The organism is Apilactobacillus nanyangensis, assembly GCF_016861915.1.
GTDB lineage: Bacteria > Bacillota > Bacilli > Lactobacillales > Lactobacillaceae > Apilactobacillus > Apilactobacillus nanyangensis.
Genome location: NZ_BOLX01000004.1, coordinates 1 through 25,620, shown reverse-complemented (window position 1 = coordinate 25,620; position 25,620 = coordinate 1). Strand labels below are relative to the sequence as shown.

27 protein-coding genes and 1 riboswitch are annotated in these 25,620 nt (G+C 34.3%); of the genes, 26 read left to right on the top strand and 1 reads right to left on the bottom strand.

Translation table 11 applies throughout. From position 1 onward, the window contains the following. Window positions 1-20 precede the first annotated feature (20 nt). The 13 genes from JUD45_RS01670 to JUD45_RS01610 all read left to right on the top strand — a co-directional run bounded on the left by JUD45_RS01670 (window position 21) and on the right by JUD45_RS01610 (window position 11,492). Window positions 21-389 (top strand): hypothetical protein, encoded by a 369-nt coding sequence (locus tag JUD45_RS01670; RefSeq protein WP_034530791.1) that lies wholly within the window; start codon window positions 21-23, stop codon window positions 387-389. Next, entirely contained in the window at window positions 370-1,125 is a 756-nt protein-coding gene (locus tag JUD45_RS01665; protein WP_138727140.1) for a segregation and condensation protein A, read from the top strand. The genes JUD45_RS01670 and JUD45_RS01665 overlap by 20 nt, the downstream gene beginning before the upstream one ends. After that, window positions 1,126-1,686 (top strand): SMC-Scp complex subunit ScpB, encoded by a 561-nt coding sequence (gene scpB / locus JUD45_RS01660; protein ID WP_138727141.1) that lies wholly within the window; start codon window positions 1,126-1,128, stop codon window positions 1,684-1,686. Further along, the gene (locus JUD45_RS01655) at window positions 1,655-2,380 is read left to right on the top strand and encodes a pseudouridine synthase (protein ID WP_034530795.1); all 726 of its coding nucleotides are present in this window, start codon (window positions 1,655-1,657) and stop codon (window positions 2,378-2,380) included. Before scpB ends, JUD45_RS01655 begins: the two co-directional genes overlap by 32 nt. 59 nt (window positions 2,381-2,439) lie before the next feature. After that, a riboswitch (FMN riboswitch) is annotated at window positions 2,440-2,560 on the top strand. Between the two features lie 82 nt (window positions 2,561-2,642). Then, complete coding sequence (locus JUD45_RS01650; protein WP_138727142.1) at window positions 2,643-3,224, top strand: ECF transporter S component; 582 nt, start codon at window positions 2,643-2,645, stop codon at window positions 3,222-3,224. A gap of 3 nt (window positions 3,225-3,227) precedes the next feature. Next, on the top strand, window positions 3,228-4,265 hold the full coding sequence (locus JUD45_RS01645) for a helix-turn-helix domain-containing protein (RefSeq protein ID WP_138727143.1): 1,038 nt from the start codon (window positions 3,228-3,230) through the stop codon (window positions 4,263-4,265). Continuing rightward, window positions 4,255-5,700: a RecQ family ATP-dependent DNA helicase gene (locus JUD45_RS01640; protein ID WP_138727144.1), complete on the top strand. Its 1,446-nt coding sequence runs from the start codon at window positions 4,255-4,257 to the stop codon at window positions 5,698-5,700. Before JUD45_RS01645 ends, JUD45_RS01640 begins: the two co-directional genes overlap by 11 nt. A 50-nt stretch (window positions 5,701-5,750) precedes the next feature. After that, window positions 5,751-6,314 carry a LysM peptidoglycan-binding domain-containing protein gene (locus JUD45_RS01635; protein WP_138727145.1) on the top strand — a complete coding sequence of 188 codons (564 nt, stop codon included), beginning with the start codon at window positions 5,751-5,753 and terminating at the stop codon, window positions 6,312-6,314. A 21-nt stretch (window positions 6,315-6,335) separates the two neighbouring features. After that, the gene (gene cmk / locus JUD45_RS01630; protein WP_138727146.1) at window positions 6,336-7,016 is read left to right on the top strand and encodes a (d)CMP kinase; all 681 of its coding nucleotides are present in this window, start codon (window positions 6,336-6,338) and stop codon (window positions 7,014-7,016) included. Between the two features lie 77 nt (window positions 7,017-7,093). Continuing rightward, entirely contained in the window at window positions 7,094-8,311 is a 1,218-nt protein-coding gene (rpsA, locus tag JUD45_RS01625) for a 30S ribosomal protein S1 (protein ID WP_138727147.1), read from the top strand. 80 nt (window positions 8,312-8,391) lie between these two features. Continuing rightward, complete coding sequence (gene der / locus JUD45_RS01620; RefSeq protein WP_138727148.1) at window positions 8,392-9,699, top strand: ribosome biogenesis GTPase Der; 1,308 nt, start codon at window positions 8,392-8,394, stop codon at window positions 9,697-9,699. Between the two features lie 173 nt (window positions 9,700-9,872). Continuing rightward, entirely contained in the window at window positions 9,873-10,148 is a 276-nt protein-coding gene (locus JUD45_RS01615) for a non-specific DNA-binding protein Hbs (protein WP_034530808.1), read from the top strand. Window positions 10,149-10,229: 81 nt separating this feature from the next. After that, window positions 10,230-11,492 (top strand): tetratricopeptide repeat protein, encoded by a 1,263-nt coding sequence (locus tag JUD45_RS01610; RefSeq protein WP_138727149.1) that lies wholly within the window; start codon window positions 10,230-10,232, stop codon window positions 11,490-11,492. On the opposite strand, the gene JUD45_RS01605 is transcribed toward JUD45_RS01610, so the two are convergent. Further along, window positions 11,489-12,310 (bottom strand): phage integrase N-terminal SAM-like domain-containing protein, encoded by an 822-nt coding sequence (locus JUD45_RS01605; RefSeq protein WP_138727150.1) that lies wholly within the window; start codon window positions 12,308-12,310, stop codon window positions 11,489-11,491. The genes JUD45_RS01610 and JUD45_RS01605 overlap by 4 nt on opposite strands. A 128-nt stretch (window positions 12,311-12,438) precedes the next feature. Between JUD45_RS01605 and JUD45_RS01600 the strand changes: the two genes are divergently transcribed. From JUD45_RS01600 to JUD45_RS01540, 13 genes are all read left to right on the top strand, one after another. Next, the gene (locus tag JUD45_RS01600; protein ID WP_138727151.1) at window positions 12,439-13,647 is read left to right on the top strand and encodes a CCA tRNA nucleotidyltransferase; all 1,209 of its coding nucleotides are present in this window, start codon (window positions 12,439-12,441) and stop codon (window positions 13,645-13,647) included. 4 nt (window positions 13,648-13,651) lie between these two features. After that, the gene (locus tag JUD45_RS01595; protein ID WP_203619533.1) at window positions 13,652-15,556 is read left to right on the top strand and encodes an ABC-F family ATP-binding cassette domain-containing protein; all 1,905 of its coding nucleotides are present in this window, start codon (window positions 13,652-13,654) and stop codon (window positions 15,554-15,556) included. A 10-nt stretch (window positions 15,557-15,566) separates the two neighbouring features. Next, complete coding sequence (locus tag JUD45_RS01590; protein WP_138727153.1) at window positions 15,567-16,517, top strand: thymidylate synthase; 951 nt, start codon at window positions 15,567-15,569, stop codon at window positions 16,515-16,517. Between the two features lie 22 nt (window positions 16,518-16,539). After that, on the top strand, window positions 16,540-17,031 hold the full coding sequence (locus JUD45_RS01585) for a dihydrofolate reductase (protein WP_138727154.1): 492 nt from the start codon (window positions 16,540-16,542) through the stop codon (window positions 17,029-17,031). 56 nt (window positions 17,032-17,087) lie between these two features. Continuing rightward, complete coding sequence (locus JUD45_RS01580) at window positions 17,088-17,972, top strand: GDSL-type esterase/lipase family protein (protein WP_190246330.1); 885 nt, start codon at window positions 17,088-17,090, stop codon at window positions 17,970-17,972. An 11-nt stretch (window positions 17,973-17,983) separates the two neighbouring features. Continuing rightward, on the top strand, window positions 17,984-18,574 hold the full coding sequence (locus tag JUD45_RS01575) for a YpmS family protein (protein ID WP_138727156.1): 591 nt from the start codon (window positions 17,984-17,986) through the stop codon (window positions 18,572-18,574). 10 nt (window positions 18,575-18,584) lie between these two features. Continuing rightward, window positions 18,585-18,803: a YozE family protein gene (locus JUD45_RS01570; protein WP_138727157.1), complete on the top strand. Its 219-nt coding sequence runs from the start codon at window positions 18,585-18,587 to the stop codon at window positions 18,801-18,803. An 83-nt stretch (window positions 18,804-18,886) separates the two neighbouring features. Beyond that, window positions 18,887-19,744 carry a ribosome biogenesis GTPase YlqF gene (ylqF, locus tag JUD45_RS01565; protein ID WP_138727158.1) on the top strand — a complete coding sequence of 286 codons (858 nt, stop codon included), beginning with the start codon at window positions 18,887-18,889 and terminating at the stop codon, window positions 19,742-19,744. A gap of 2 nt (window positions 19,745-19,746) precedes the next feature. Next, window positions 19,747-20,511, top strand: coding sequence for a ribonuclease HII (rnhB, locus tag JUD45_RS01560; RefSeq protein WP_138727159.1), 765 nt, complete (start codon window positions 19,747-19,749; stop codon window positions 20,509-20,511). Between the two features lie 40 nt (window positions 20,512-20,551). Then, window positions 20,552-21,430, top strand: a complete 879-nt coding sequence (dprA, locus tag JUD45_RS01555; protein WP_138727160.1) for a DNA-processing protein DprA — start codon at window positions 20,552-20,554, stop codon at window positions 21,428-21,430. A 49-nt stretch (window positions 21,431-21,479) separates the two neighbouring features. Next, the gene (topA, locus tag JUD45_RS01550) at window positions 21,480-23,588 is read left to right on the top strand and encodes a type I DNA topoisomerase (RefSeq protein ID WP_203619532.1); all 2,109 of its coding nucleotides are present in this window, start codon (window positions 21,480-21,482) and stop codon (window positions 23,586-23,588) included. A gap of 66 nt (window positions 23,589-23,654) precedes the next feature. Next, complete coding sequence (gene xerC / locus JUD45_RS01545; RefSeq protein WP_203619531.1) at window positions 23,655-24,566, top strand: tyrosine recombinase XerC; 912 nt, start codon at window positions 23,655-23,657, stop codon at window positions 24,564-24,566. A 67-nt stretch (window positions 24,567-24,633) separates the two neighbouring features. After that, window positions 24,634-25,509, top strand: a complete 876-nt coding sequence (locus JUD45_RS01540) for an aldose 1-epimerase family protein (RefSeq protein WP_138727163.1) — start codon at window positions 24,634-24,636, stop codon at window positions 25,507-25,509. Window positions 25,510-25,620 lie beyond the last annotated feature (111 nt).

The window sequence follows — 25,620 nt, the reverse complement described above, 5'->3', positions numbered from 1 at the left end:
ACAGATTGGAGGAATTTGGGATGCTACTAAAATATAGAACAGAATATAAAAAAATCGCTATGGATATGCTTTCTTTATTACCAGACATGAATAAGGGGAATCACTTAGAAGATGAAATGAACTGGTATGAAGATAGTGATAACCGTGTTATTTACTTATGGAAAAATCAAGATGACAATTGGGCTGGATTAGTCGCAATTGAACAAAAAAATGATTTATTAGTTCTAAGAAGAGTAGTCTTAACACCAGATTCTTGGAACATTAATAACTGTTGTTCGATGATTGACGATTTAAATAACCTATACATGGGTAAAAAAATTGTCGGAACAATGGATACCACTTCAATCTGTGAAATTTGGGAGAAACGTAATGGAACCAGAGTTCAATAACTCTAACAATATAAATATTCACATTGATGATTTTGATGGCCCCTTAGAATTACTATTACATCTAATCAAGCAATCTGAAATGGATATCTATGACATCCAAATTGAAAAGATTACCAGACAATACGTTGAATATTTAACAGAAATGAAAAACCTAAACGTCAATATCGCAGGTGAATACTTTGTAATGGCGTCTAATTTGATGGCTATCAAGTCTAAGCTATTGTTACCTAGAAATGATGAAATCAATGAAGATGATGATTATGAAGATCCAAGGGATGAACTAGTAAATCAACTTTTGATCTATCAAGAATATAAAGAAGTATCAAAAGTATTGAAAAAAATGGAGTCTAAGACTAGTCAATATCACAGTGTGGATCCCGTTTTACCGAGTGTCGATGAGATGATTGATTTTAATGATAATGAAAAGTTCAGTATCGATTTAATTCAACAAGCGTTTGATCGAATTATCGAAAAAATTAAATCAAACGAACCATACGTGCACTCAGTGATTGAATGGGAATATACTGTCAAAGGGCAATCAACATATGTTATGGATAGATTATCTAATCATCAATCTGTTGAATTTGATTCCTTATTTGATAAGACTAGTAACGTTGAATTTGTAGTTACTACATTTTTATCATTACTAGAGTTAGTGAAGGAACAAAAGGTTAAGGTCGGACAAATTGACGACAAACTATATTTAGAAAAAATCGTAAAGCAAGGTGAAGAGTAATTGGTTAGTAAGTTAGCGCAGCTAGAGAGTCTAATATATATATCTGGTGAAGATGGAATAACATACGATAATCTAAGCACATTATTGGAATTAAATACTAGTGAGCTAGAAACGTTAATGAATCAATTAAAGGAGTCTTTTGAGCACGAGGACTCTCCGTTTACGTTGATGGAATATTCTGATAAGGTTCAACTTGCCACAAAGGAAGAACTAAACGAATTGATTAAGGGATATTTACAAAGCGATGAAAGCATTTCTTTAACTCAAACAGCGCTAGAAACACTTACGATTATTGCTTATAATCAACCAATTACTAGGGTTGAAGTTGATGACATTAGAGGTGTGAACAGCAGTAAGACGGTCCAAAGATTGTTGAGACAAAGTCTAATTGCTACCGCCGGTTACAAGAAGGTACCGGGTCATCCAAAACTTTATACAACAACTGATAACTTTTTGAAGTTGTTTGGGATTAAGAGTTTAAACGAATTACCAAAAATTGATAATGAAATTTTACTTCAGGAGGAAGAAAATGGCGGAACGACTACAGAAGATAATGGCTAAAGCCGGTGTAGCTTCAAGACGTAAATCAGAAGAAATTATTTTAGCCGGTCGAGTGAAGGTAAACGGTCAAGTTGTTACTGAACTTGGAACAAAGGTTAAAGTTTCTGATGAAGTACAAGTTGATGGTTTACCAATCAACAAGGAAGCACCAGTATATTACTTGTTATACAAACCAAGAAGAATTATCACTTCAGTATCTGATGAAAAGGATCGTAAGACTGTCTTAGACTTTTTCGAAGATGTTGAACAAAGAATTTATCCAGTTGGTCGATTAGACTACGATACATCAGGTCTTTTATTAATGACTAATGATGGGGACCTGGATAATCGTTTAACTCATCCTAAGTACGAAGTTGAAAAGACTTATGTTGCTAAGGTGGAAGGAATTCCAACTAACGATGAATTAAAACAACTAAGACTAGGTGTTAAGATTAACGGTAAGAAGACTGCACCTGCCAAGACAAACGTCTTAGAAACTGATAATGGTAAGAAGACTGCCGTTGTGCAATTAACAATTCATGAAGGTAAAAACCATGAGGTTAAGAACATGTTCAAGGCCATCGGTCATCCGGTTAAAAAGTTAAAACGTGAATCATTTGCCTTCTTAAACTTAAAAGGATTACAACCAGGTGATTACCGACCACTAAAGAAATTCGAAGTGGAAAAGTTATACGAAATGACTGAAAAGAGATAAAAAGGCTTGTTTCAAACAATCCTTTTTTGCTATAATCATTCTTGAAAAAATAAAAATTGGTTTATCTTCAGGGCAGGGTTAGATTCCCGACCGGCGGTTACAGCCCGCTACCTATCGTTTGATAGTTGATTTGGTGAAATTCCAAAGCCGACAGTACAGTCTGGTATAAAGAAGATCTCTTTTTGAGTACGCAAAAAGCTCATTGGTCTTCGATGGATCAATGGGCTTTTTTTGAAGATATTCCTCATATGGAGGATTTATTATGTTAAGTAGTACAAGTAGTCGTTTTAGTTTGAAGAACCTGGTTCAGGTTTCTATTTTAGGAGGATTGGCATATCTATTGACCTATCTTTCAGTGCCTATCTTACCGATGGCACCATACATGAAGTTAGATTTTGGTGATATCCCAATTCTTTTAGCAACTGTGTTATTATCAACTCGTAGTGGTTTGATTGTAGCATTGCTAAGAGCGGTACTATACTTCGTATTTACCGGTGTTTCTTTGATTAATCTGATTGGAATTTCAGCATTATTAATCGCTAGTTTAACAATCGTGTTGTCAGTTACATTGGTAAATAAACTGGTTCAGAATAAAGCTAAATACGTTATTATGATTTTGTTTGAAACATTCATGCTAACATTAGTTTTAAGTGTGTTGAACTATTTCGTGATTACACCACTATACATCAATTTAACTGGTTTTAAATTGAGCTTTAGCCTATTGGATTCTGTATTATACACAGTCGCACCATTCAACATTATCAAGGGATTATTCATTGGGATTGTCTTTGTGATTGTATATAACAGAAGTAATGCATGGGAAAAATATAAAGAAAAGAGATAAACAATGAACAAAGATTTGCTGTTATTGCTTCTATCATCAACGCAACCAAGAAGAATTAAATTAATTCAAAACTTGTTAAACGGGAAAAGAACTGTTTCAACACTTTTTTGGGCAATGCGTTATGATTTATTGCAATACTCAGCAATTTTTAAAACATATGATCTGAATTCTATCAACGGAGCTATCAAAAAACTAATTGCAGATGGCTTGGCTAAACAAGTTGATGAGTTCCAGTATCAATTGACCTCAAAAGGTCAAATTAAAAAGGATTCTGTAAAGGAATCCTTTTACATATTACAGAACACATCGTATCAATATGATTATGATGTTAATGAGTTTAAATCAAGATTATTATTAGCCATTCAATCTGTATCGGAATATAGTTATCAAAATAAAAACTATTATCCTGTCAAAACTGATATGAAGAGCGCTATGATTGTTAAAAGATGGTTCATTCAAAATAAAAAAGAAATAGTGAACCGATTAGAAGATTATTTAACCAAGTACTTATCGCAAGTTGATGATAAAAAGGCTGATATCATTGCACAGCAAATGATTGGTCATGATGTCTATGGGATGACTAATAGTCAATTGGCAGACATTTTGGGTATTTCGAATGTTGAAGCATATTTCATGGAATATGATGGATGGGTTGATTTCATTAATTATATTATTAATGATGATGACAATTTATTATTACCACTGATAAATGATGTACGAACTTTAAAGATGAATCATCATGCAATTCAAACATATAAACAATTTGTTACTGGAAATACTCTAGACCAAATTGCTAAAAACTTAAAAGTAAAGATTTCAACAATTAGAGAGCATCTATTAGAAATGGCAATTTGGTTGCCAGAAAATAAGTTTCCTTACTTTAAAATCATTAATTCCGATGATGAAAGAACACTAAGTAAAGCCTTTGGTAATCAACCAATTGATGATTGGCAATATCGTCAAATCAGCGAAAGCACGGATATCAATTTTTTTGAGTTCAGAATTTATCAAATATTAAGGAGCAAACAAGATGTTAAGTGATGAAGAATTAAAGAAACATCTAAAGAAATGGTTTGGCTTTGATGACTTTCGTTCTGGGCAAAAAGAGGTTATCCAATTAATCTTAGATGACAATGACACATTAGGCGTTTTGCCAACTGGTACGGGGAAGACACTTATTTATCAATATGTTGGTAAGATGGTTGATGGCATGGTAATAGTGGTATCACCGTTAATTTCTTTGATGCAAGATCAAGTTGATAGAATGAGATACTTGGGTGAAAAGCAAACGGTCGCGATAACATCTAATCTATCTTGGGTAGATCGAAAAAGAGTCATCAAAAATTTAAATAATTACAAGTATGTTTACGTTTCACCAGAAATGTTATCTAATTCAGATGTATTAGATGCTTTTAAGCAGTACAAAATATCGTTGTTTGTGATAGATGAGGCTCACTGCATTAATCAATGGGGACCAGATTTTAGGCCTGAGTATCTAAATCTAAAGGATATAATCATCAGATTAAATCATCCAACTACTTTAATGCTGACTGCAACTGCATCTAATGATGTTGTTTTAGATATTAAAGAAAAAATTGGCTTGCCAAACTTAAAAACGATTAAGTATTCGACGAATCGACCTAACATTGCATTGGCCGTTGATACATTTACTAGTAATGAAGATAAGAATGACCAACTTCTTTACCTAGTTAATAAATTGATGAAACCAGGGATTATTTACTTCTCTAGTAAAAAGGTCGCCAATGCAGTTTGCGAGTGGTTAAAAGAGAAAACCAATTTAAACGTTGAGGTTTATCATGCTGATTTGGATGCTGACAGTCGATATCGGATTCAACACCAATTTATCAGTGACAGAATTGATATTATTTGTGCTACAAGTGCATTTGGAATGGGAATCGATAAGGACAACATCAGATTTGTTATTCATTACCACATGCCAGCAAATCTTGAATCATATGTTCAGGAAATGGGAAGAGCAGGAAGGGATGGTAAACAAAGCATCTCGGTTATTCTGTATAGGGAAAAAGATGAAATTTTGCAATATCGATTTATTGATGACACTATTCCAAGTGAAGATATGATTAACTTCTTCTATGATCACTATCAACAACTGAAAAATAATGAGTTGGACGACAAAGCCAATCTTATTAACTATTATTTTCAAAATGGTTTTACGAAAAATGAAGTGATTAACATATTTGAGGGAAGAAGAAATGAGTTGATAACATCTTTAAATCAGATGTTAGGTTATGTCAGAACAAAGGGATGTAAGCGTGAATTTCTGCTTAGTTATTTTAACGAAACTTTTTCTGAACACGATGAAAATTGTTGTAATGGAGATGCTACCCAATTACAATTAGAACAGATGGATTTAGTCCAAGAAAGCAAAAGCTTGAATTCACGGCCACGAAACGTCAAATGGCAAAGTATTATTCAAACTCTTTTTTCTAAATAGTAAAATTCATGTATAATTAAGACATAAGATATTATTAGGAGGTCATTATTTTGAATAATAACGACGATTACAGTAATTTTTCAAGAGTAGAAAGTAGAAGAAAACATAGAGGACATAAGACAGTTGCAATCGTATTAATTACTATCCTAGTAGTAATTGGATTATTTGCGCTTGTATACGGAATGATTAGTAGTCCTAGTGGTAATAACAACGACTCTACAACTACTTCAACATCAACATCTTCTTCAATGTCTTCAAAGAAGAAAGAAAGCGATGAAGATAGTGAAAAATCTAATTCAATGAAGTCTAGTTCAAGTTCAATGAGTAGCTCTTCAGAAATGAGCAGTTCATCAAACATGAACAACACAATGAATAACTCAAACAATAATACTCAAGGCCAAACTAACGGCAATAACACACAAAATCAAACAACAACTACCAACCAATCAACAACTGCTAACAACAGTGGATATGCTGTTATTGGTCAAGATGGTATGACTGATTTATATCGTGTTGCTAAGAAGTACGGTACAAGTGTTCAAAGTCTAATGAGACTTAACGGTATTGCTGATTCTAATAAGGTTAGAAATGGTCAAAAGATTCAAGTAAAATAATATTAAGTGGTGTTTAAGTTTATGAATAATAGTAAGTTACAAGTAGCAATTGACGGACCAGCATCTGCTGGAAAAAGTACAGTTGCCAAATTAGTTGCAGCAAGATTTTCATACATTTACTGTGATACTGGTGCGATGTATAGATCAACTACTCTAAAGGCCTTACGATTAGGATATCCTTTGGATGACGAAAAAGTAATTTTGGATATGTTAAATGGTACTGAAATTACCTTTGAACCTGGGGAAAAACAACAAAAAGTTTTCCTTGACGGACAAGAAGTCACTAACGATATTAGACAAGAAGATGTTACTAATAATGTATCAACTGTTGCTAGTCTTGGTGCAGTTAGAAAAGAACTTGTTCAAAGACAACAAGATATTGCAGCTAAGGGTGGAATTGTTATGGACGGTAGAGATATCGGAACAACAGTTTTACCAAATGCTGAAGTTAAAATTTTCTTGATTGCTAGTGTTGATGAAAGAGCTGATCGTCGTTTTAAAGATAATGCCGAAAAGGGTATTCATGTTCCATTAGAACAATTGAAGAAAGAAATTGAAGAAAGAGACTACAAAGACTCTCATAGAGCCGTGTCTCCATTGACAAAAGCTGCTGATGCAAAGGAAATTGACACTACTTCAATGTCAATTGATCAAGTGGTAGATGCCATCTCTGATGAAATAACAAAAAAACAAACACTATAATTTAATCATTAAACTAGATTTTATTAATAACATAGTCTAGAATGTAAGTTATAGTAGTCTCAAGGAGGAAATATCAGATGAGTGAATCAGATGAACAAACAAACAAAGATTTATTAGAAGCCTTGGATAGTGTGGACCAAGTTAATATTAACGATGTTGTCAGTGGTGAAATTTTAGCCTTTGACAAGGATCATCAATTAATTATTGGTATTGACAACACCGGGGTTGAAGGAGTTGTTCCTCGTCGTGAACTATCCTCACAACCTGTTGATGACGTTGAAAGCAAATTTAAAGTTGGAGACAAAGGTAAATTTGTTGTAATTTCACGTATCGGTGATGATAAAGAAGGTGGAAGCTTCCTTCTATCAATTCGTCGTTTAGAAGAACGTAAGGTTTGGGACGAATTAAAGGCAAAAGCTGAAAACAATGAAACAATTACTGTTACTGTTCAAAACGCAGTGCGTGGTGGTTTAGTAGTAGACGCTGGTGTACGTGGATTTATCCCTGCATCAATGATCACTAACCACTTTGTAAGAAACTTAAACCAATACAACGGTCAACAATTTGAATGTAAGATTGTTGAAATCGTTCCTGAAAAGAACCGTTTAGTTCTTTCACACAGTGATGTTGTAGCTAAGAACCAAGAAGAAGCTCGTTCAGAAGTTATGGACAAGCTAAATGTTGGTGATGTTGTTGAAGGTAAAGTTGCACGTATGACTGACTTCGGTGCTTTCGTTGACCTTGGTGGTATTGACGGACTAGTTCACGTTTCAGAAATTTCATACGAACGTGTAAACAAGCCAGCTGATGTTCTAGAAAATGGCCAAGATGTTAAAGTTAAGGTTATTGCTATGGACGCAGAACGTGGCAGAATTTCACTTTCAATCAAGCAAACCAAGCCACAACCATGGGATGAAATCGAAGAAAAAGCTCCTCAAGGTAGTACTGTAAAAGCAACTATCAAGAGATTAGTTGACTTTGGTGCTTTTGCTGAAGTAATTCCTGGTGTTGAAGGTTTAATTCACATTTCTCAAATTTCACACAAACATGTTAATACACCTTCTGATGTATTAAAGGTTGGTCAAACTGTTGATGCTAAAGTTTTAGATGTTAACCCAAGTGAACATCGTTTAGCTTTATCATTACGTGCTCTTGAACCTGAACCAGAAAATGCTCAAGATTCAAGTGAACATGTCGAAGCTACTGATAATGCTACTGAAAATGCTCCTGAAGAAGAAAATGGATTCACTTTAGGTGACATTGTTGGTAAAGGATTAGACGAAGATAATCAATAATATATTATAATCTTTAAAAATATCCTTCATTTTTTGGTGAAGGATATTTTTTTCATTATGAAAGAAAGGGTGAATATTAAATGAGTTTACCTACAGTTGCAATTGTTGGAAAACCAAATGTTGGAAAATCAACAATTTTTAACCGTATCGCTGGGGAACGAATTTCTATTGTTGAAGACACTCCTGGTGTTACCAGAGATAGAATCTATTCTCACGGTGAATGGTTAGGGCACGAATTTAGTATGATTGATACCGGTGGTATTGAAATCGGTGATCAACCATTCGTAAAACAAATAACTGCGCAAGCAGAAATCGCAATTGATGAAGCTGATGTAATTATTTTCATGGTCAATGGAAAAGAAGGAATTACAAACGCCGATGACAACATTGCTAGAATTTTATACAGAACCAATAAGCCAATTGTTTTAGCAGTTAACAAAGTTGATAACTTTGAAAGCCGTGCTAACATCTATGACTTTTATTCCTTAGGATTTGGAGATCCATATCCAATTTCTGGTGCTCATGGATTAGGTCTTGGTGACTTATTAGATGAAGTTATTAAGAACTTCGATGAAAAAACAGAAGAAGAAAATGAAGATAACATCAAGTTCAGCTTGATTGGACGTCCTAATGTTGGTAAATCTTCACTTGTTAACGCCATTCTAGGTGAAGATAGAGTAATCGTTTCAAACGTTGCCGGAACAACTAGAGATGCAATTAATACCGAATTTGAACAAGATGGTCAAGAATTCACTATGGTGGATACTGCCGGATTGAGAAAACGTGGTAAAGTTTACGAAAATACTGAAAGATATTCAGTTATGAGAGCAATGAAAGCCATCGATAATAGTGATGTAGCTTTAATCGTTTTAAATGCTGAAGAAGGTATTCGTGAACAAGATAAGCGTATTGCTGGATATGCCCACGAAGGTGGAAAAGGTGTCATCATCATTGTTAACAAATGGGATACTTTGAAGAAGACCAGTAAGACACAACAAGAATTTGAAGCAGGGATTAGAAGTCAATTCCAATACCTATCATATGCTCCAATCTTGTTTGTTTCAGCTAAGACTAAACAACGCTTAAGTCAAATTCCTGACCTGATCAAGCGTGTTTATGATAACCATGCTAAGCGTATTTCTTCATCAATGTTAAATGATGTCTTGATGGATGCGATTGCCATGACACCAACTCCAAGCATCAATGGTAGAAAATTACGTATTTACTACGCAACCCAAGTTACTAGTGAACCACCTACCATTGTTATCTTTGTAAATGATGAAGAATTAATGCATTTCTCATATAGAAGATATATCGAAAATCAAATTAGAGAACACTTTGACTTTTCTGGGACTCCGATTAAAATCATTTCTAGAAAACGTAAGTAATAAAGGATATTTAGGAAAATATTTTAATATTTTGTACTAAAAAATATTAAAAATCGTTGAATTGCGGGCATTTATGTGATATCTTGAATAAATGTAATGACATTAATTTGTTGTGATTACATAAGTCGAAAAGCATAGATTGTTTTCCGAACATTGTGGGAGGTGAAACACACATGGCTAACAAGGCAGAATTAGTAAGTAGTGTTGCTACTAAAACTGGTTTAACTAAGAAGGATGCAACTGCAGCAGTTGATGCTGTATTTGATTCAATCCAAGGTAGTTTGGCTAAGGGCGAAAAAGTACAATTAATCGGCTTCGGTAACTTCGAAGTACGTGAACGTGCTGCTCGTAAGGGTCGTAACCCTCAAACTGGTGCAGAAATTCAAATTCCTGCAAGCAAAGTACCTGCATTCAAACCAGGTAAGGCTTTAAAGGATGCTGTTAAATAATAACAGTATGCTATAATTAGGCTAGTTCGTTTTTTGCGGACTGGCCTTTTTTATATGTTTTAAATGATAGGAGCGAGATTTTTGAGCTACTCACAAAAAGCACTAGAATTCCTTGAAGAAGGAAAAATCGATGAATTTAATAAACAATATAATCTAGCATTACACCATGATAGCGATGAAATGGTGTACTCACTTGCTGAGGAACTTTACTCATATGGTTTCACCAACCAAGCAAAAGAACTATATGAAAAGTTATTGAAGAAGTTCCCTGATGAAGACGAACTAAGAACTGACATCGCTGACATTTTAATTAGTGAAGGAAATACTGATGAGGCTTTGGAACAATTAAGCAAGATTAGCAAGGATTCACCTGCTTATCTTCAATCTTTGATGGTTCAAGCCGACTTATATCAAACTCAAGAGTTATTCGAAGTTAGTCGCGAAAAGTTGCTAGAAGCTAAAAAATTAGCCCCTGACGAAGAAGTAATCACATTTGCGTTGGCGGAATTGTATTACACAATGGGTGAATACAATAAGGCCATTCCTTTGTATTTAAGTTTGATAAAGAAGGGAATTACCAATCTATCAGCTGTTAACATTGTTGAAAGAATTGGGATTTCATATGCTAACGACAGTAACTTCGAAAATGCAATTGGTTACCTAAAGCAAATTAAGACAATTGATATGTCGTCTGACGTTAAGTTTGAAACAGCGTTCACTTACCTACAACTAAAGGAATACGATGAAGCAATTGATTTATTTGAAGAACTTCGTGATTCTGATCCACAATATGCAACCCTTTATCCTTACTTAGGTCAAGCGTTAGATGCTGTGAACAAACAAGAAGAAGCATATCGTGTATTGCAAGAAGGACTAAGTGTTGACCAATACAACGAAAAGCTATTCTTAGCAACAGCACGAGAAGCACTGAAACTTTCTGAAAACGATGAAGCATTGGGATACCTACAACAAGGAAATGAAATTGATCCAGATGATATTGAAATTGTTTTGGAAATGTCCAATTTATTGGTTGCCAAGGAAGACTATGAAGAAAACATTAAATTGTTGAATAGTTACATTGAAAATCACGAATTGGATCCTCAATTCTACTGGAATCTAGCTATTTCATACGACAAGTTAGATAAACTAAAAGAAGCTCACAAGAATTACTTAGCGGCCAAACCATATTTCTCTGATAATGCTAGTTTCTTGAAACAAGCAGCATTATTCTTCCGTGAATACGGTGATCGTGATAATTCTTATGAACTTCTTAAAAAGTATGTTCAACTTCAACCAAATGATGATGAAGCTGCATTTATGCTTGATGAATACATGGACGATTAGTCTTTTTTGATTAATCCTTTGTAGTAATTAATCGATGATAAATCCAGATTTAATTGACTTGATAGTTTTGAGTCACTTAGGTCTGGATTTTTTTTAATGAAATCAACGACATAACCCTTGAATAATTCTGATGGACTAAGTGAGAATCCTAGATATTGTTCGCTAGGCGTTAGGTATTTATGCAATCCAGCAGAAGTGATGTGGGGATCCTTAGAAAGTCGTTGTTTTAAAAAGATATCTTCACTGTTTTGTTTTAATTGAATTGGTTGAATGAATTTATAAAATAGGTTGACGAATACTTTTTCCTCATCCGAGAATGTAATTTGATTAAATAATCGATAAAAACCTGGTTGAAGGAATTCTTCTGATTTGAATCCTTTACTAATCAGTAGGACAGTCATTCTAGCGTAAAAATGGACGTTTGCGTCAGCTAGAATATCATTTAGCTTATCTATCCAAGAAGCATCTAACTCACTCTTAGATTCGTGTTTTAAGCCCTTAATATCGATTGTAGGTAAATTACTATTCAATTGATGGGTGAACAGGTAATTAAAATAGACATTAATGTGCGATAGGACCTTGTTATAGGTGTTGTGGTTAATTTTTCGTTCGCTTAAAAGCATTTGAAGATATTCTTCAATATCACGATTAAACAAGTTACTAACTTTATGATTTTCTTGATATCCCTTATTGAAATCGGATAGGTAGTCAAACATGTCAGAAAGGATTTTGGTGTATTCGTTAATAGTTACTTTTGCTAAGCCTTTATTTTGTAAATCAATCTCAAAAGTATCTTGATATGGATAATCATTAGACATATGGCCAGTTCAACTCCTAATAGTTATTTATTCCTATTACAGCACTAAAGTTAGCAAACTTCAATCTGTAAATTGTAATGCTAATCTGTTAATATTTAATATAGATTGTATTGAGAGTAGGTATAAAGATGAAGATAGAAAACTTACCGAACGAATTTGAAAAAGCTCGTCCAGTGATGCAAAAAATTGAAGATGCTGGTTTTGAAGCTTATTTTGTTGGCGGAAGTGTTCGTGACACAATATTAGGACTAGACATTCATGATGTTGATATCGCAACCAGTGCTTACCCCGAAGAAATTAAAAAGATATTCAAAAAAACGGTTGATACCGGAATTGAACACGGTACTGTAATGGTAATTCACGAAAAAAAGGGTTATGAAATTACCACTTTTAGGACTGAGTCAGGATACCAAGACTATAGACGTCCGGACAAGGTAGAATTTGTAAGATCACTTGCGGAAGACTTAAAGCGTCGTGATTTTACAATTAATGCATTTGCAATGAGAGAAAATGGGGATGTTACTGATTTGTTCGATGGTTTAACTGACTTAAAGAATCATTTGATTAGAGCTGTGGGTAGCCCTAACGAACGTTTCCATGAAGATGCATTAAGGATGATGCGTGCGGTTAGATTTGCCAGTAAACTAGATTTTGTTATCGAATCAGAAACACTAGCGGCAATCAAATCAAACAGTGCATTGTTAGAAAAAATTGCGGTAGAACGAATTTATACCGAATTTGTTAAGATGATGATGGCCAAAAGACCTAAGCAGGGAATTTTGGACATGATTAATACTGACATGTATAAATACGTTCCTGGATTTGCTAGTCATCAAAACGAATTGGAAACAATTGCTAAAATTGATGATTTAAACTTATCCGATGAGGTTTCCGTATGGTCATTGCTATCATTTGAGTTTGGACTTGATCGAGTTGGTATCACCAGTTTTCTAAAGTCATGGAAGGCTTCTAACGATATCATTAAAAATACAGAAATTTGTACAAAGACCATAGAAAAGCTAAGGGATGATTCTTTAGATAAATGGGCGATGTATGAAACTGGCAAGGAACTTCTAGTTTTGGCTAACCACATTGCTAAAATGTATGGATTTGCCAAGTCTGAAGAAGATTTAGTATCTCAATACGATGCCTTACCAATCAAGAACAAAAAGGAAATTGCAGTCAATGGTGGTGACCTGATTAAGAATGGTATCGTCAAACCAGGACCAGCATTGGGTAAAATATTATATGCAATTGAAACTGGAATTGTGAACGGAGAATTCCACAACGAAAAAGCTGAATTAATTGAAGCTGCGAAAAAAATTGTGAAAGAGTGATTACATGCAAACGTTAAGAGCGGAAGCTTTAACTAAAACATATGGTGAAAAGACCTTATTCAAGGATTTAGATTTCATCATCAACGAACAAGATCGAATTGGTTTAATTGGGACCAATGGTAGTGGTAAGTCATCACTTTTAAATGTTTTATCACAGGAAGATATTGATTCTACTGGTGAAATTATCACTTCAAAGACATACACAATTGGTTACTTAAAACAACAACCAAAATTAGACGAATCATTGACTATTTTGGAAGCTGTCTTTGCTGGAAGTCAGGATATTTTTAACACCATCAGAAGATATGAACAAACCTTACAAAACTATTCCAATCATCCAGACGATCCAAAGGCAGAAAGACAATACCTTGATGCCGAAGCCAAGATGAACGAAGAAGATGCATGGAATGCTGAAAACGATGTTAAGACTATCTTGACCCAATTAAAGATTGATGATGTTAACCAAGTGGTTAGCACACTATCAGGGGGACAAAAGAGACGTGTTGGTTTAGCCCAAGTGTTAATTCAATCACCTGATTTGTTAATCTTAGACGAACCTACCAATCATTTAGATTTTGACTCAATCGAATGGTTACAAGAATATCTTGCTAAATATAAGGGTGCTTTACTATTCGTAACCCATGATAGATACTTCTTAGATCAAATTGCTAACAAGATTTGGGAACTATCATTTGGAAGTCTTTACGAATACACAGGTAATTACCAAGATTATTTGGGACAAAAGGCCGAACGAGTTGACCTAGAAGTTGCTGCTGAACATAAAAAGCAAAAACTTTACAAACAAGAATTAGCTTGGATGAAAAAGGGTGCTAAGGCCAGAACAACCAAACAACAAGCCAGAATTAATCGTTTTAATGACCTAAAAGAAAATGTTGGTAACCTACAGACAGAAGAAGATATCGACATCAACCTGGGTCAACAACGATTAGGGAAAAAGGTTATCGAAATTAAAGATGCTAACTTAATCCTAAACAATAAGACGATTTTGAAGAACTTTAGTGATTTGGTTCAACGAAATGAAAGAATCGGTATTTCAGGTGAAAATGGTGCTGGTAAATCATCACTATTAAACGTAATTACCGGGAAGTTACCATTAGATAGTGGAACCATTGAAATTGGTGAAACAGTTAAGATGGCTTATTACACACAACAAACTGAACCAATTCCAGAAGACAAACGTGTAATCAACTATTTAACAGATGTTGGGGAACACGTTACTGATAACACTGGAAATAAGATTAGTGTTACCGACTTATTGGAACAATTCCTATTTCCAAAGTTCATGCACGGAACATTGATTCGTAAGTTGTCCGGTGGGGAAAAACGTCGTTTGTATTTACTAAAACTATTGATGCAACAACCAAACGTTTTACTACTTGATGAACCAACCAATGACTTGGATATCTCTACATTAACGGTGCTAGAAGATTATATTTCACACTTTAGTGGAACTGTAATCACCGTTTCTCATGACCGTTACTTCTTAGACAAGGTTGCAAACCGTCTATTAATCTTTAACGGTGATGGCGATATTGAAAGTCATGTCGGCTTGTTCACTGACTACTTGAAGCAATCAGCCGAACAAAACAAGACAGAAAAGAAACAAGCACATGTTGAACATGCTGCAAAGAAAAAAGAAGAACAACAACCAGCAGAAGAAAAGACTACCAAGAAGAAACTGACTTATGCTGAACAAATGGAATACGATCAGTTAGAAAAAGACATTGATGATTTGGATCAACAAATCAGTCAATTGAAAGAAGAAATGACCCATTTGGGAAATGATTATGATAAACTAGCTGAAACACAATTAAAGATTGACGACTTAAATAAACAGTCCGACGAGAAGATTAGTCGCTGGGAATATTTAAGCGAATATGTTGAATAGGGGTAATGACATGTTAGAAGATGCTTATTTAAATCTTGCCAAGTACGTATTAGAAAATGGCCATCGTAAGGAAGATAGAACAGGAACAGGGACAATTAGTACATTTGGGTACCAAATGCGTTTTGACCTATCAAAAGGTTTTCCTTTATTAACTACCAAGAAGGTTCCTTTTGGCCTAATCAAGAGTGAATTATTATGGTTCTTACGTGGTGACACTAATATTCAATTCTTACTAAAGCACAAGAACCACATCTGGGATGAATGGGCTTTTAAAAACTGGGTTGAATCAGATGAATACACTGGACCGGACATGACCGATTTTGGTTTAAGAGCCGAAAAGGATGCGGAATTTAAGAAACAATACCTAGCTGAAAAGAGAAAGTTCTGTCAAAGAATTGTTGAAGATGACGAATTTGCCAAGAAATACGGAGATTTAGGACTTGTTTATGGTAGTCAATGGCGTAAATGGAAGACAACTACTGGTGGCACCATTGATCAAATTCAAAATGTAATCGACCAAATTAAGAAAAATCCTGATTCAAGAAGATTAATTGTTTCAGCATGGAATCCAGAAGACATTCCTTTTGTTGCATTACCACCTTGCCATACAATGTTCCAATTTTATGTCAACGATGGTAAGTTAAGCTGTCAATTATACCAACGTTCCGGTGACATCTTCTTAGGGGTACCATTTAATATTGCAAGTTACGCACTATTAACTTCACTGATTGCTAAGGAATGTGGATTAGAACCTGGTGAATTTATTCATACTTTAGGGGATGCTCATATTTACTCAAACCATGTTTCTCAAATTGAAGAACAATTGAGTAGAGAACCATATGAAGCACCTAAGCTATGGTTAAATCCTGACAAGGAAAGTATTTTTGATTACGATATGGATGACATTAAAGTAATCGATTATAAACATCATGATCCAATTAAGGCACCAGTTGCTGTATAAATAATAAAGGGGAATATTACTAATGATTTCATTTTTATGGGCTGAATCAGATAATCATATTATTGGGTTAAATGGCGGATTACCTTGGCATTTGCCAGCTGATATGAAGTATTTTAAAGAAACTACCACACATCAAATCATCATGGCAGGAAGAACAACATACGAGAGCTTTAAACGTCCACTACCAAATCGTTTAAACACAGTATTAACTAGTCATGATAAAAGTGAATATCCTAACGACGTTGTTGTCTTTAACACGCTAGATGAATTCCTAGCTTTTGCCAAAAAGTTTAGTGATAAGGAAATTTTCGTTGTTGGTGGTGCAAAAATTTTTGCTGAATTACTTCCATACGTTGATCGTTTATACAAGACAGTAATCGACCACGACTTTGAAGGTGATACTCAAATGCCAGAAATTGATTACAATCAATTTGATTTAGTATCAACCAAAGAAGGAATCATTGATGATAAAAATATTTATCCATACCGTTTTGAAATATTTGAACGTAAATAAAATAATAAAGAAAGGTTATGGATTACTACATAACCTTTTTTTATGGGGTGATTATTATGAAAAAAATATTTAAATTTATACTATTTTTGATTTTAGTATTTGGGATAGCAGGAGTGAGCTATCAGGTTTATTCAAATGTTAAACATAAGACCAAAATTACTAATGTTAACAAGAACAAAAAAGTATCAATTGTTGCCTTAGGTGATTCACTAACACAGGGAGTTGGTGACCCTAAAAAGGCCGGTGGGTATGTATCAAGAACTAAACAGGCATTGAATAAAAAGGGTTATAAACACGTTACGTCCGTTAATTATGGGATAGCCGGACAAAGAAGCGATCAAATCGATAAACGTGTCAAAAATAACGTTAAAGGCCTTTCAAATGGCTTAAAAAAGGCTAATATTATCGTTCTAACTGTTGGTGGTAATGACTTACTACAAAGTTTACAAAGTAATGCGTTGGTTGATAGTAAGTCAAAATTTGATAGTAGAATGAAACAAGCTTCCATCACCTATCAAGCTAAATTAAATAGATTAATGAATGATATTCGCAGAGAAAATAAAAAGGCACCAATATATGTGTTTGGTATCTACAATCCAATTTATGTATACTTTGCAAATGTTGAGGTGATTAATCAATATGTTAAGAAGTATAATCAAATTACTTCAGGTGTTGTGTTAAGAAATAAAAAAGCTCATTTTGTTGACATAACCAAACTATCTTATGGACAATATAAGAGTAAGGCCCAAAAAGAGAAGCTAGTTGAATCAAGTGATGAAGTAACTTTTAATCCGTTGGACATTTTAAAATTAGATGATACTAAAGGTGAGTTAAACAATTATATTTCTCCAGATGATCATTTCCATCCAAACAATAAGGGATATAATTTTATGACAGAACAATTAGTATCTAAACTATTTAAATATAATGACTGGAATTAGAGGCAATTGTAATGGAAAAAGCAAAAGAGAAAAAACTATTTAAGTACCTATTCATTTTATTAGTATTAGTACTGCTTGGGGGTGCATTTTATGCTTGGCAACAAATGAATAGTGAACCAGTAAATCCCCAAATGGGAACAGCATCCAAAAATAACACCCCAATTAGTGTTAATTTAAATAAAAAACAAGTTAATGCTTTATCAAGTTACTATCTAGAAAAGTTCGAAAAGAAAGAAAAAAACATGGACTACAAGTTCTGGGTAGACAAGCAAGCATACGTTTATGGTAAGATTACCATCTTAGGTTCTAAAGTTGGATACCTATTAAGTTTAGATCCACATCTATTGAGTAATGGTGATGTAGAACTAACCGCAAGTAAGCTTGAAGTTGGTAAGCTAAACGTGCCACCTCGTTTTGTTATTGGTTATGTTGGCAAGCATTATAAGATTCCAAAATGGGTTGAATTAGATAGTAAGAACAGTCGCATCATTCTACATGTCAACAAGTTAGGTGGTAAAAAAGAACTTTCATACCAAGCTAATAAAATTGATATGAACGGTGAAGGTGACTTTGAATTTAAAGTCCTAATCCCTAATCAATAAAGGAGTAACTATGAAAAGTTTTTACCAGTATTTAATGACTGAACGTAATCCTAAGAGTACCGAAGCAGTTGCTCAATTTGCAAACAATGCATTTTATGATCAATCATTTCCCAAGCAATCCACTGATTATGATGAAATTTCAGAATACTTGGAAGAAAATGCTAGTTATTTACCAAGTATGACCATTTTTGATGATGCTTGGATGAGTTTTCAAAATAGTAAACACTAAAAAAATGAACCTATGAATTTAGGTTCATTTTTTGGTGACTAATATAGTACAATTAATATATATAAGTTAGGAGCGGATAAAATATGATTCAATGGTTTCCAGGACATATGGCGAAAGCAATTCGTCAATTTGAAGAAAATATTCATTTAGTAGATATTGTATTTGAACTGGTGGATGCAAGATGCCCATTTAGTTCAATCAACCCGGAAGTAGCAAGAATTAGTCAAGGTAAGCCTAGATTAATGATTCTTACAAAGGCAGATTTGGCAAACCCAAACATTACCAACCAATGGTTATCATACTTTAAGAACCAAGGATATGCTGCAATTGCAATTGATTCAAAGAAAAACACTACTGGTAAATATATTACCAAAGTTGTTAAGGATCTTTTGGCTGATAAGATTGATGATGCAAAAGAAAAAGGATTCGACAAGAAGGTTATTCGTGCAATTTGTGTCGGGGTGCCAAACGTTGGTAAGTCAACATTATTGAACCAAATCGTTAAGAGACGTGCTGCTCAAGTTGGTAACCGTGCCGGTGTTACAAAGGGTCAACAATGGTTAAAATCTAGTGATGAACTAGAACTACTGGATACCCCAGGAATCTTGTGGCCTAAGTTCCAAAATGATGACATTGCTAACAAGCTAGCGATGACCGGAGCAATTAAGGACAGCATTTACCACAGTGATGATGTTGGTTTGTTTGCTCTTCATTTCTTTAGAACCACTAATCCAAAAGAATTAATCGATCGTTACCATCTATCAGAAGATGATATGGAACTATCCGACGTTGATTTACTATTGAAGATTACTAAAAAGGTCGGCATGCAAGATGACTACGAAAGAGCATCAATGAGAATTATTTTAGATTCCAGAAAAGGTAAGATTGGCCGTTTTACGCTTGATGATGTTAATGACCTATCTGAAGAAGAGGAAGAATAAAAATGGCTGAATCAATCAAAGATATCAAAGAAATTTTAAAATCTGTCGATGATGTAAACTCTGAATTACTTCGAAAATATAAAGATGATAGCAGGGTTGGTGTTCAAAAATTAATTACACAGCGTGTCAAACAGATTGAGAAGAGAAATCATGAAATAGAAGAATTTCAACAACGATTAAAGTATGAACATGGATTTTGGAACGAAGGAATCAATGTTATTGCTGGAGTCGATGAAGTTGGGAGAGGGCCACTAGCTGGGCCTGTGGTTACATGTGCAGTAGTGTTACCTCATGACTTTGATGTCTATGAAGTTAATGATTCAAAGCAACTTTCTGAAAAGAAAAGATATGAATTAGCTGAGCAAATTAAAGCTAAGGCAATTGATTATTCATATGGAATTGCTGATAACAAATTAATCGATGATATTAATATCTATGAAGCTACTAGAGTAGCGATGAGAGAAGCAGTATTAGGATTAAAAGAATTACCGCAAGAAGTTATCGTAGATGCAATGCAAATTGATGTTGATATTCATCAACTTAAATTGATCAAGGGTGATGCCAAGAGTGCTAGTGTTTCAGCTGCTAGCATCTTAGCAAAAACCTATCGTGATGACTTAATGAAACAATACGACAAGCAATATTCAGAATACGATTTTGCCAATAATGCCGGTTACGGTACTAAGAAGCACTTAGACGCTTTACACAAATATGGTGCAACGCCAATTCATCGAAGAAGTTTTAAACCAATTTCTGATTTATTGTAGTCATTCTTATCGTATATACCATGTAAAACTGGAGGTATATATGAAAACAAGAGAATTATTATTAAAACTAAAATTAGCTAAGGGGATTGGTATTAAATCGGAATATCGATTTTATAGGTGGCTAAAAAGCACTTATGAGATAATTCCTGAAGAGTTAAATATGACTGCCGAAGAGATTGCAGAAACATTAATGTTATCTAAAAATAAATCAAAAACATTTATTAATTTCTATAATAGTGATAAATTAAATAGTGAACTTGATCATCATATAAATCATGTTAAATGGTTAACCATTATAGATGACTTATATCCGGAGAATTTAAAGGAAGCGTATTTGCCACCAATTGTGTTATTTTACTTTGGTGATTTAAGGCTTTTAAAAAATAAAGCATTAGCAATTGTCGGTTCTAGAAATAATACTGAATATTCAGTTGAGGTAATTAGGCGGTTAATGCCAGATATTATTAGTAATGGAATTACGATTGTTTCTGGACTAGCCAAGGGAGTCGATAGACTAGCTCACTTGGCAGCAATTGCAAATCATGGTAAAACCATTGCTGTGATTGGAACCGGTTTAGATCAATATTACCCAAGAGAAAATGAATCGCTACAACGAACGATTGCTAAAAATCATTTGTTGCTAAGTGAATATCCAGTTGGTTGTCGACCAGCTAGGTATCATTTTCCAGAAAGAAATCGAATTATAGCTGGATTGGTACGTTCCATATTGGTAACGGAAGCTAAATATAGATCAGGTAGTTTAATTACCGCCAATTTAGCACTACAAAATAATCGAAACGTTCTATCAGTTCCAGGAAGAATTGATAGTGAGTTATCGGTTGGTTGTAATGATTTAATTCAGGCTGGCGCTAAGCCAGTAATTACTGCCAAAGACATATTAGAAGAATATAGATATTAATAATTAGCCTTTGGAAGATATTAAATTAATAAAATGACGAGGGATGTAAATGGCGACTACTACAAAATCAACAACAAAGAAAAAAAGACAGTCGGCTAAAAAGAAACTAGTGATTGTCGAATCTCCAACCAAGGCTAAAACCATTCAAAAATACCTAGGTAGAACCTACCGTGTTATCGCTAGTAAGGGTCACGTTAGAGATTTGCCGAAGAGTAAGATGGGCGTAGACGTTGATAATGATTTTGAACCTCATTACATTTCTATTCGAGGTAAAGGTGAAACAATCAAGGAACTAAAGGCTGAAGCTAAAAAAGCCAAAAATGTCTACCTTGCATCTGACCCGGATAGAGAAGGAGAATCTATCGCTTGGCATCTATCACACTTACTTGGATTGAAAGAAGACGATAAGAATCGTGTTGCTTTCCATGAAATTACCAAGGATGCTGTTAAGGAAGCATTTAAGAACCCTCGAGAAATTGACATGAACTTAGTTGATGCTCAACAAGCTCGTCGTGTTTTAGACCGTTTAGTTGGTTATTCTATTTCTCCATTACTATGGAAAAAGGTTAAAAAGGGTCTAAGTGCCGGACGTGTTCAATCAATCGCTTTGTGGTTAATTATCCAAAGAGAACGTGAAATTAAAGAATTCGTTCCAAAGGAATATTGGACCATTGATGCCGACATGAAGAAGGGTCGAGAAGCGTTCAAGGCTAGTTTTTATGGAGTGAACGCTAAGAAGGCTGAACTAAATAGTAATGAGGAAGTTCAAGCTGTTTTAGCTAAATTTGATAAAAGTAAACCATTTGAGGTTCAAAACGTTGTTAAAAAGGAACGTAAGAGACAACCTCAACCACCATTTACTACCAGTACAATGCAACAAGACGCTAACGTTAAGTTGAACTTTAAGACTGGTAAGACAATGATGGCGGCTCAACAATTGTATGAAGGTATCAATATTGGTAAAGATGGTAACCAAGGTTTGATTACCTACATGAGAACTGATTCAACAAGAATTTCTGCTTTAGCTAAGCATGAAGCATCAGAATTTATTCATGACAAGTATGGTGCAGAGTTTGCTGCTACTAAACCAGTTAAGGGTAAATTACCGGAAGGTGCTCAAGATGCCCATGAAGCAATTCGTCCAACTTCTGTTAAGAGAACACCAGCTAGCTTAAAGCAATATCTAACAAATGATCAATACAAGTTATACAACTTGATTTGGTCAAGATTCATGGCTAGTCAAATGACTCCTGCTATCATGGACACCATGACAGTTGATATGGAACAAAATGGTGTTGATTTCCGAGCTAACGGTTCAAAGCTTAAGTTTGAAGGTTTCTTAAAGGTTTACAACAAGGGAAAAGAAAAAGACAATATCTTACCTGACCTAGCTAAGGGTGACGAAGTGAAGATGGCTAAGAACAATCCAGATCAACACTTCACTCAACCACCTGCTAGATACAGTGAAGCTAAGCTTATCAGAACACTTGAAGAAAATGGTGTAGGTAGACCATCTACATTTGCACCAACTTTGAGTACTATTCAAAAGAGATACTATGTTAAGTTAGTTGGTAGAAGATTCGAACCTACTGAATTAGGTGAAATCGTTAATAACATCATCGAAGAATACTTCCCTGATATCGTTAACATTGAATTTACTGCTGACCTTGAAAATAACTTAGATGAAATCGAAGAAGCAAAGCAAAACTGGGTTGAAGTTGTCGATAAATACTTCAGACCATTTGAAAAAGAAGTTAAGAACGCTGAAAAGAACATGGAAGATGTTCAAATTAAAGACGAACCAGCTGGTTACAACTGTGAAGTCTGTGGTGCTCCAATGGTTATCAAGATGGGAAGATATGGTAAGTTTTATGCTTGTTCTAGATTCCCAGATTGTCGAAACACACAAGCTATCGTTAAGAAGATTGGTGTCACATGTCCAAAATGTAAAAAGGGTGATGTTATTGAACGTAAATCAAAGAAGAATCGTATCTTCTATGGTTGTTCAAGATACCCTGAATGTGATTTTGTTACATGGGATAAACCAATCGGAAGAGACTGTCCAAAGGATGGTAACTTCTTGGTAGAAAAGAAGATTAAAGGTGGTACCCAAGTGGTATGTCCTAACGGTGATTACGAAGAAGCCGTGCAAAAATAGTTAATAGCCCCTAAAGATTTAAAACTCTTAGGGGCTATTAGTTTAATAAGATAAGAGAGATAGACAATGAAAAAATATCAAGATAAAGAATTAATTGAATGGTACATGGAATATTTAATCAATGAACGTCAATATTCTGATAATACAGCCATTGCTTATCAATCTGATATCAATGAATTTGTAAAAACGTTAGAGGAAGAAGATCGTATCTTACAGCAAACTGATGATTTGGATGTCAGTAACTATCTTACGATTTTGAAAAAACGAGATGAAAGTAGAAATACTGTTATAAGAAAGATTTCATCACTTCGTTCTTTCTTTCATTTTTTGGAAAGAAATGATGTAATCACACAAAATCCATTTGATCAGGTTAATTTAAAAAAACACCCTAATCATTTACCTCGTTTCTTTTATCAAAAAGAACTATATGAGCTTTTTGAAGCAGCCAAGCATGGCAAAAATGAGATGCTTAGTTACAGAAATTATGCAATCATTGAAATCTTATACGATACAGGAATGCGTGTAAGCGAATGTGTGAACTTGCAGTTTAGCGATATCGACTTTGATAATCGAATTATCAAGGTAATTGGTAAGGGAAATAAACAAAGATATTTACCATTTGGTAACTATTTGATTAAAGCGTTAAAGGAATATCAAACTAATTGTCGTGATTTGTTAGTTAATAAGTATCATAAGCACCATGATTATGTTTTTGTAAACCAGTACGGTGACGAATTGACCAGTCGAGGAGTAGAATACATTTTAGATGAGATTGTTAAACAGACATCATTAACGACTAACATTCATCCGCACATGTTGAGACATACGTTTGCCACAGAAATGCTTAACAATGGTGCTGATTTAAGAACAGTCCAGGAATTACTTGGTCACAGTAGCTTATCAACCACTCAGATTTATACTCATGTATCTAATGAGCATTTACTACGTGATTATAATAAGTTTTTCCCAAGATCTTAACGTAACAATTGCATTATGAAAGCGCTTTATTGTAAAATAGACGTACAGATTAGTTAGGGGGGAGATTATGATTAAAACAATTAGTAATGAATACCTAAAGGTTAATATTAATACACGTGGAGCTGAAATTAATCGCGTTACTGGAGCAAACGGTATTGAATACATTTGGTCTGGTGACAAAAAATATTGGGGTCGTCATGCGCCAATTCTATTTCCAATTGTTGGCCGCTTAAAGGACAATCATTATACTTATGACAGCAAAACATTTGAAATGGGTCAACATGGTTTTGCACGCGATATGGAATTTGAAGTTATTAATCAAAATAATGATTCAATAGAATTACAACTTGTTAGTAACGATCAAACTAAATCAATGTATCCTTTTAATTTCAAGTTGATTGTTCGTTATGAATTGATTGATCATAAACTATCCACCAACATCAATGTTTATAATACAGATGATAAAGAAATGTACTTTTCAGTGGGTGCCCATCCTGCATTTAATTTGCCACTACTTAAAGATGGCAGCGAAAAATACGAAGATTATTCTGTAAAATTTGATAACAAGGGAGTATATGATCAAATTCAATTTGACGTCCCTTATGCAAATTTAGAAAGCATTGAAAAGATTGAGTTAGATCAACCAATTCAGTTATCTCCTGAATTGTTTTACGACGATGCTAAGGTAATTGAAATTAAAAATCGTGAATTCACAACAACATTAAGCAGCGATGTCTCTAACCATGGGGTTACTATGACAGGTTATAATACCGAATATGGTGGAATTTGGTCAGCTAAGGATGCACCATTTGTTTGTCTTGAACCATGGTGGGGAATTGCTGATGATATTCATACTGACGGTAAGATTGAACATAAGGTTGGAATTAACAACATTAGTCCAAACAAAAAGTTTGTCGCTAAGTTCGACTTATCATTCTTCTAAAAATACGCAATAAAAAAACACCTTTGAAAAAAGGTGAACTGAACCCCTTGAGTTGGAGAAATCTAACCTAAGGGGTTCTTTTATGTTTTCTAAAGAATTAAAATTAGCTGC

What these genes read in the sequence shown, in the direction of transcription:
- JUD45_RS01670 (WP_034530791.1), top strand. Translation starts at nt 21, where the DNA reads ATGCTACTAAAATATAGAACAGAATATAAAAAAATCGCTATGGATATG.
- JUD45_RS01665 (WP_138727140.1), top strand. Translation starts at nt 370, where the DNA reads ATGGAACCAGAGTTCAATAACTCTAACAATATAAATATTCACATTGAT.
- JUD45_RS01655 (WP_034530795.1), top strand. Translation starts at nt 1,655, where the DNA reads ATGGCGGAACGACTACAGAAGATAATGGCTAAAGCCGGTGTAGCTTCA.
- JUD45_RS01650 (WP_138727142.1), top strand. Translation starts at nt 2,643, where the DNA reads ATGTTAAGTAGTACAAGTAGTCGTTTTAGTTTGAAGAACCTGGTTCAG.
- JUD45_RS01645 (WP_138727143.1), top strand. Translation starts at nt 3,228, where the DNA reads ATGAACAAAGATTTGCTGTTATTGCTTCTATCATCAACGCAACCAAGA.
- JUD45_RS01640 (WP_138727144.1), top strand. Translation starts at nt 4,255, where the DNA reads ATGTTAAGTGATGAAGAATTAAAGAAACATCTAAAGAAATGGTTTGGC.
- cmk (WP_138727146.1), top strand. Translation starts at nt 6,336, where the DNA reads ATGAATAATAGTAAGTTACAAGTAGCAATTGACGGACCAGCATCTGCT.
- rpsA (WP_138727147.1), top strand. Translation starts at nt 7,094, where the DNA reads ATGAGTGAATCAGATGAACAAACAAACAAAGATTTATTAGAAGCCTTG.
- der (WP_138727148.1), top strand. Translation starts at nt 8,392, where the DNA reads ATGAGTTTACCTACAGTTGCAATTGTTGGAAAACCAAATGTTGGAAAA.
- JUD45_RS01615 (WP_034530808.1), top strand. Translation starts at nt 9,873, where the DNA reads ATGGCTAACAAGGCAGAATTAGTAAGTAGTGTTGCTACTAAAACTGGT.
- JUD45_RS01605 (WP_138727150.1), bottom strand. Translation starts at nt 12,310, where the DNA reads ATGTCTAATGATTATCCATATCAAGATACTTTTGAGATTGATTTACAA.
- JUD45_RS01600 (WP_138727151.1), top strand. Translation starts at nt 12,439, where the DNA reads ATGAAGATAGAAAACTTACCGAACGAATTTGAAAAAGCTCGTCCAGTG.
- JUD45_RS01595 (WP_203619533.1), top strand. Translation starts at nt 13,652, where the DNA reads ATGCAAACGTTAAGAGCGGAAGCTTTAACTAAAACATATGGTGAAAAG.
- JUD45_RS01590 (WP_138727153.1), top strand. Translation starts at nt 15,567, where the DNA reads ATGTTAGAAGATGCTTATTTAAATCTTGCCAAGTACGTATTAGAAAAT.
- JUD45_RS01585 (WP_138727154.1), top strand. Translation starts at nt 16,540, where the DNA reads ATGATTTCATTTTTATGGGCTGAATCAGATAATCATATTATTGGGTTA.
- JUD45_RS01580 (WP_190246330.1), top strand. Translation starts at nt 17,088, where the DNA reads ATGAAAAAAATATTTAAATTTATACTATTTTTGATTTTAGTATTTGGG.
- JUD45_RS01575 (WP_138727156.1), top strand. Translation starts at nt 17,984, where the DNA reads ATGGAAAAAGCAAAAGAGAAAAAACTATTTAAGTACCTATTCATTTTA.
- JUD45_RS01570 (WP_138727157.1), top strand. Translation starts at nt 18,585, where the DNA reads ATGAAAAGTTTTTACCAGTATTTAATGACTGAACGTAATCCTAAGAGT.
- ylqF (WP_138727158.1), top strand. Translation starts at nt 18,887, where the DNA reads ATGATTCAATGGTTTCCAGGACATATGGCGAAAGCAATTCGTCAATTT.
- rnhB (WP_138727159.1), top strand. Translation starts at nt 19,747, where the DNA reads ATGGCTGAATCAATCAAAGATATCAAAGAAATTTTAAAATCTGTCGAT.
- dprA (WP_138727160.1), top strand. Translation starts at nt 20,552, where the DNA reads ATGAAAACAAGAGAATTATTATTAAAACTAAAATTAGCTAAGGGGATT.
- topA (WP_203619532.1), top strand. Translation starts at nt 21,480, where the DNA reads ATGGCGACTACTACAAAATCAACAACAAAGAAAAAAAGACAGTCGGCT.
- xerC (WP_203619531.1), top strand. Translation starts at nt 23,655, where the DNA reads ATGAAAAAATATCAAGATAAAGAATTAATTGAATGGTACATGGAATAT.
- JUD45_RS01540 (WP_138727163.1), top strand. Translation starts at nt 24,634, where the DNA reads ATGATTAAAACAATTAGTAATGAATACCTAAAGGTTAATATTAATACA.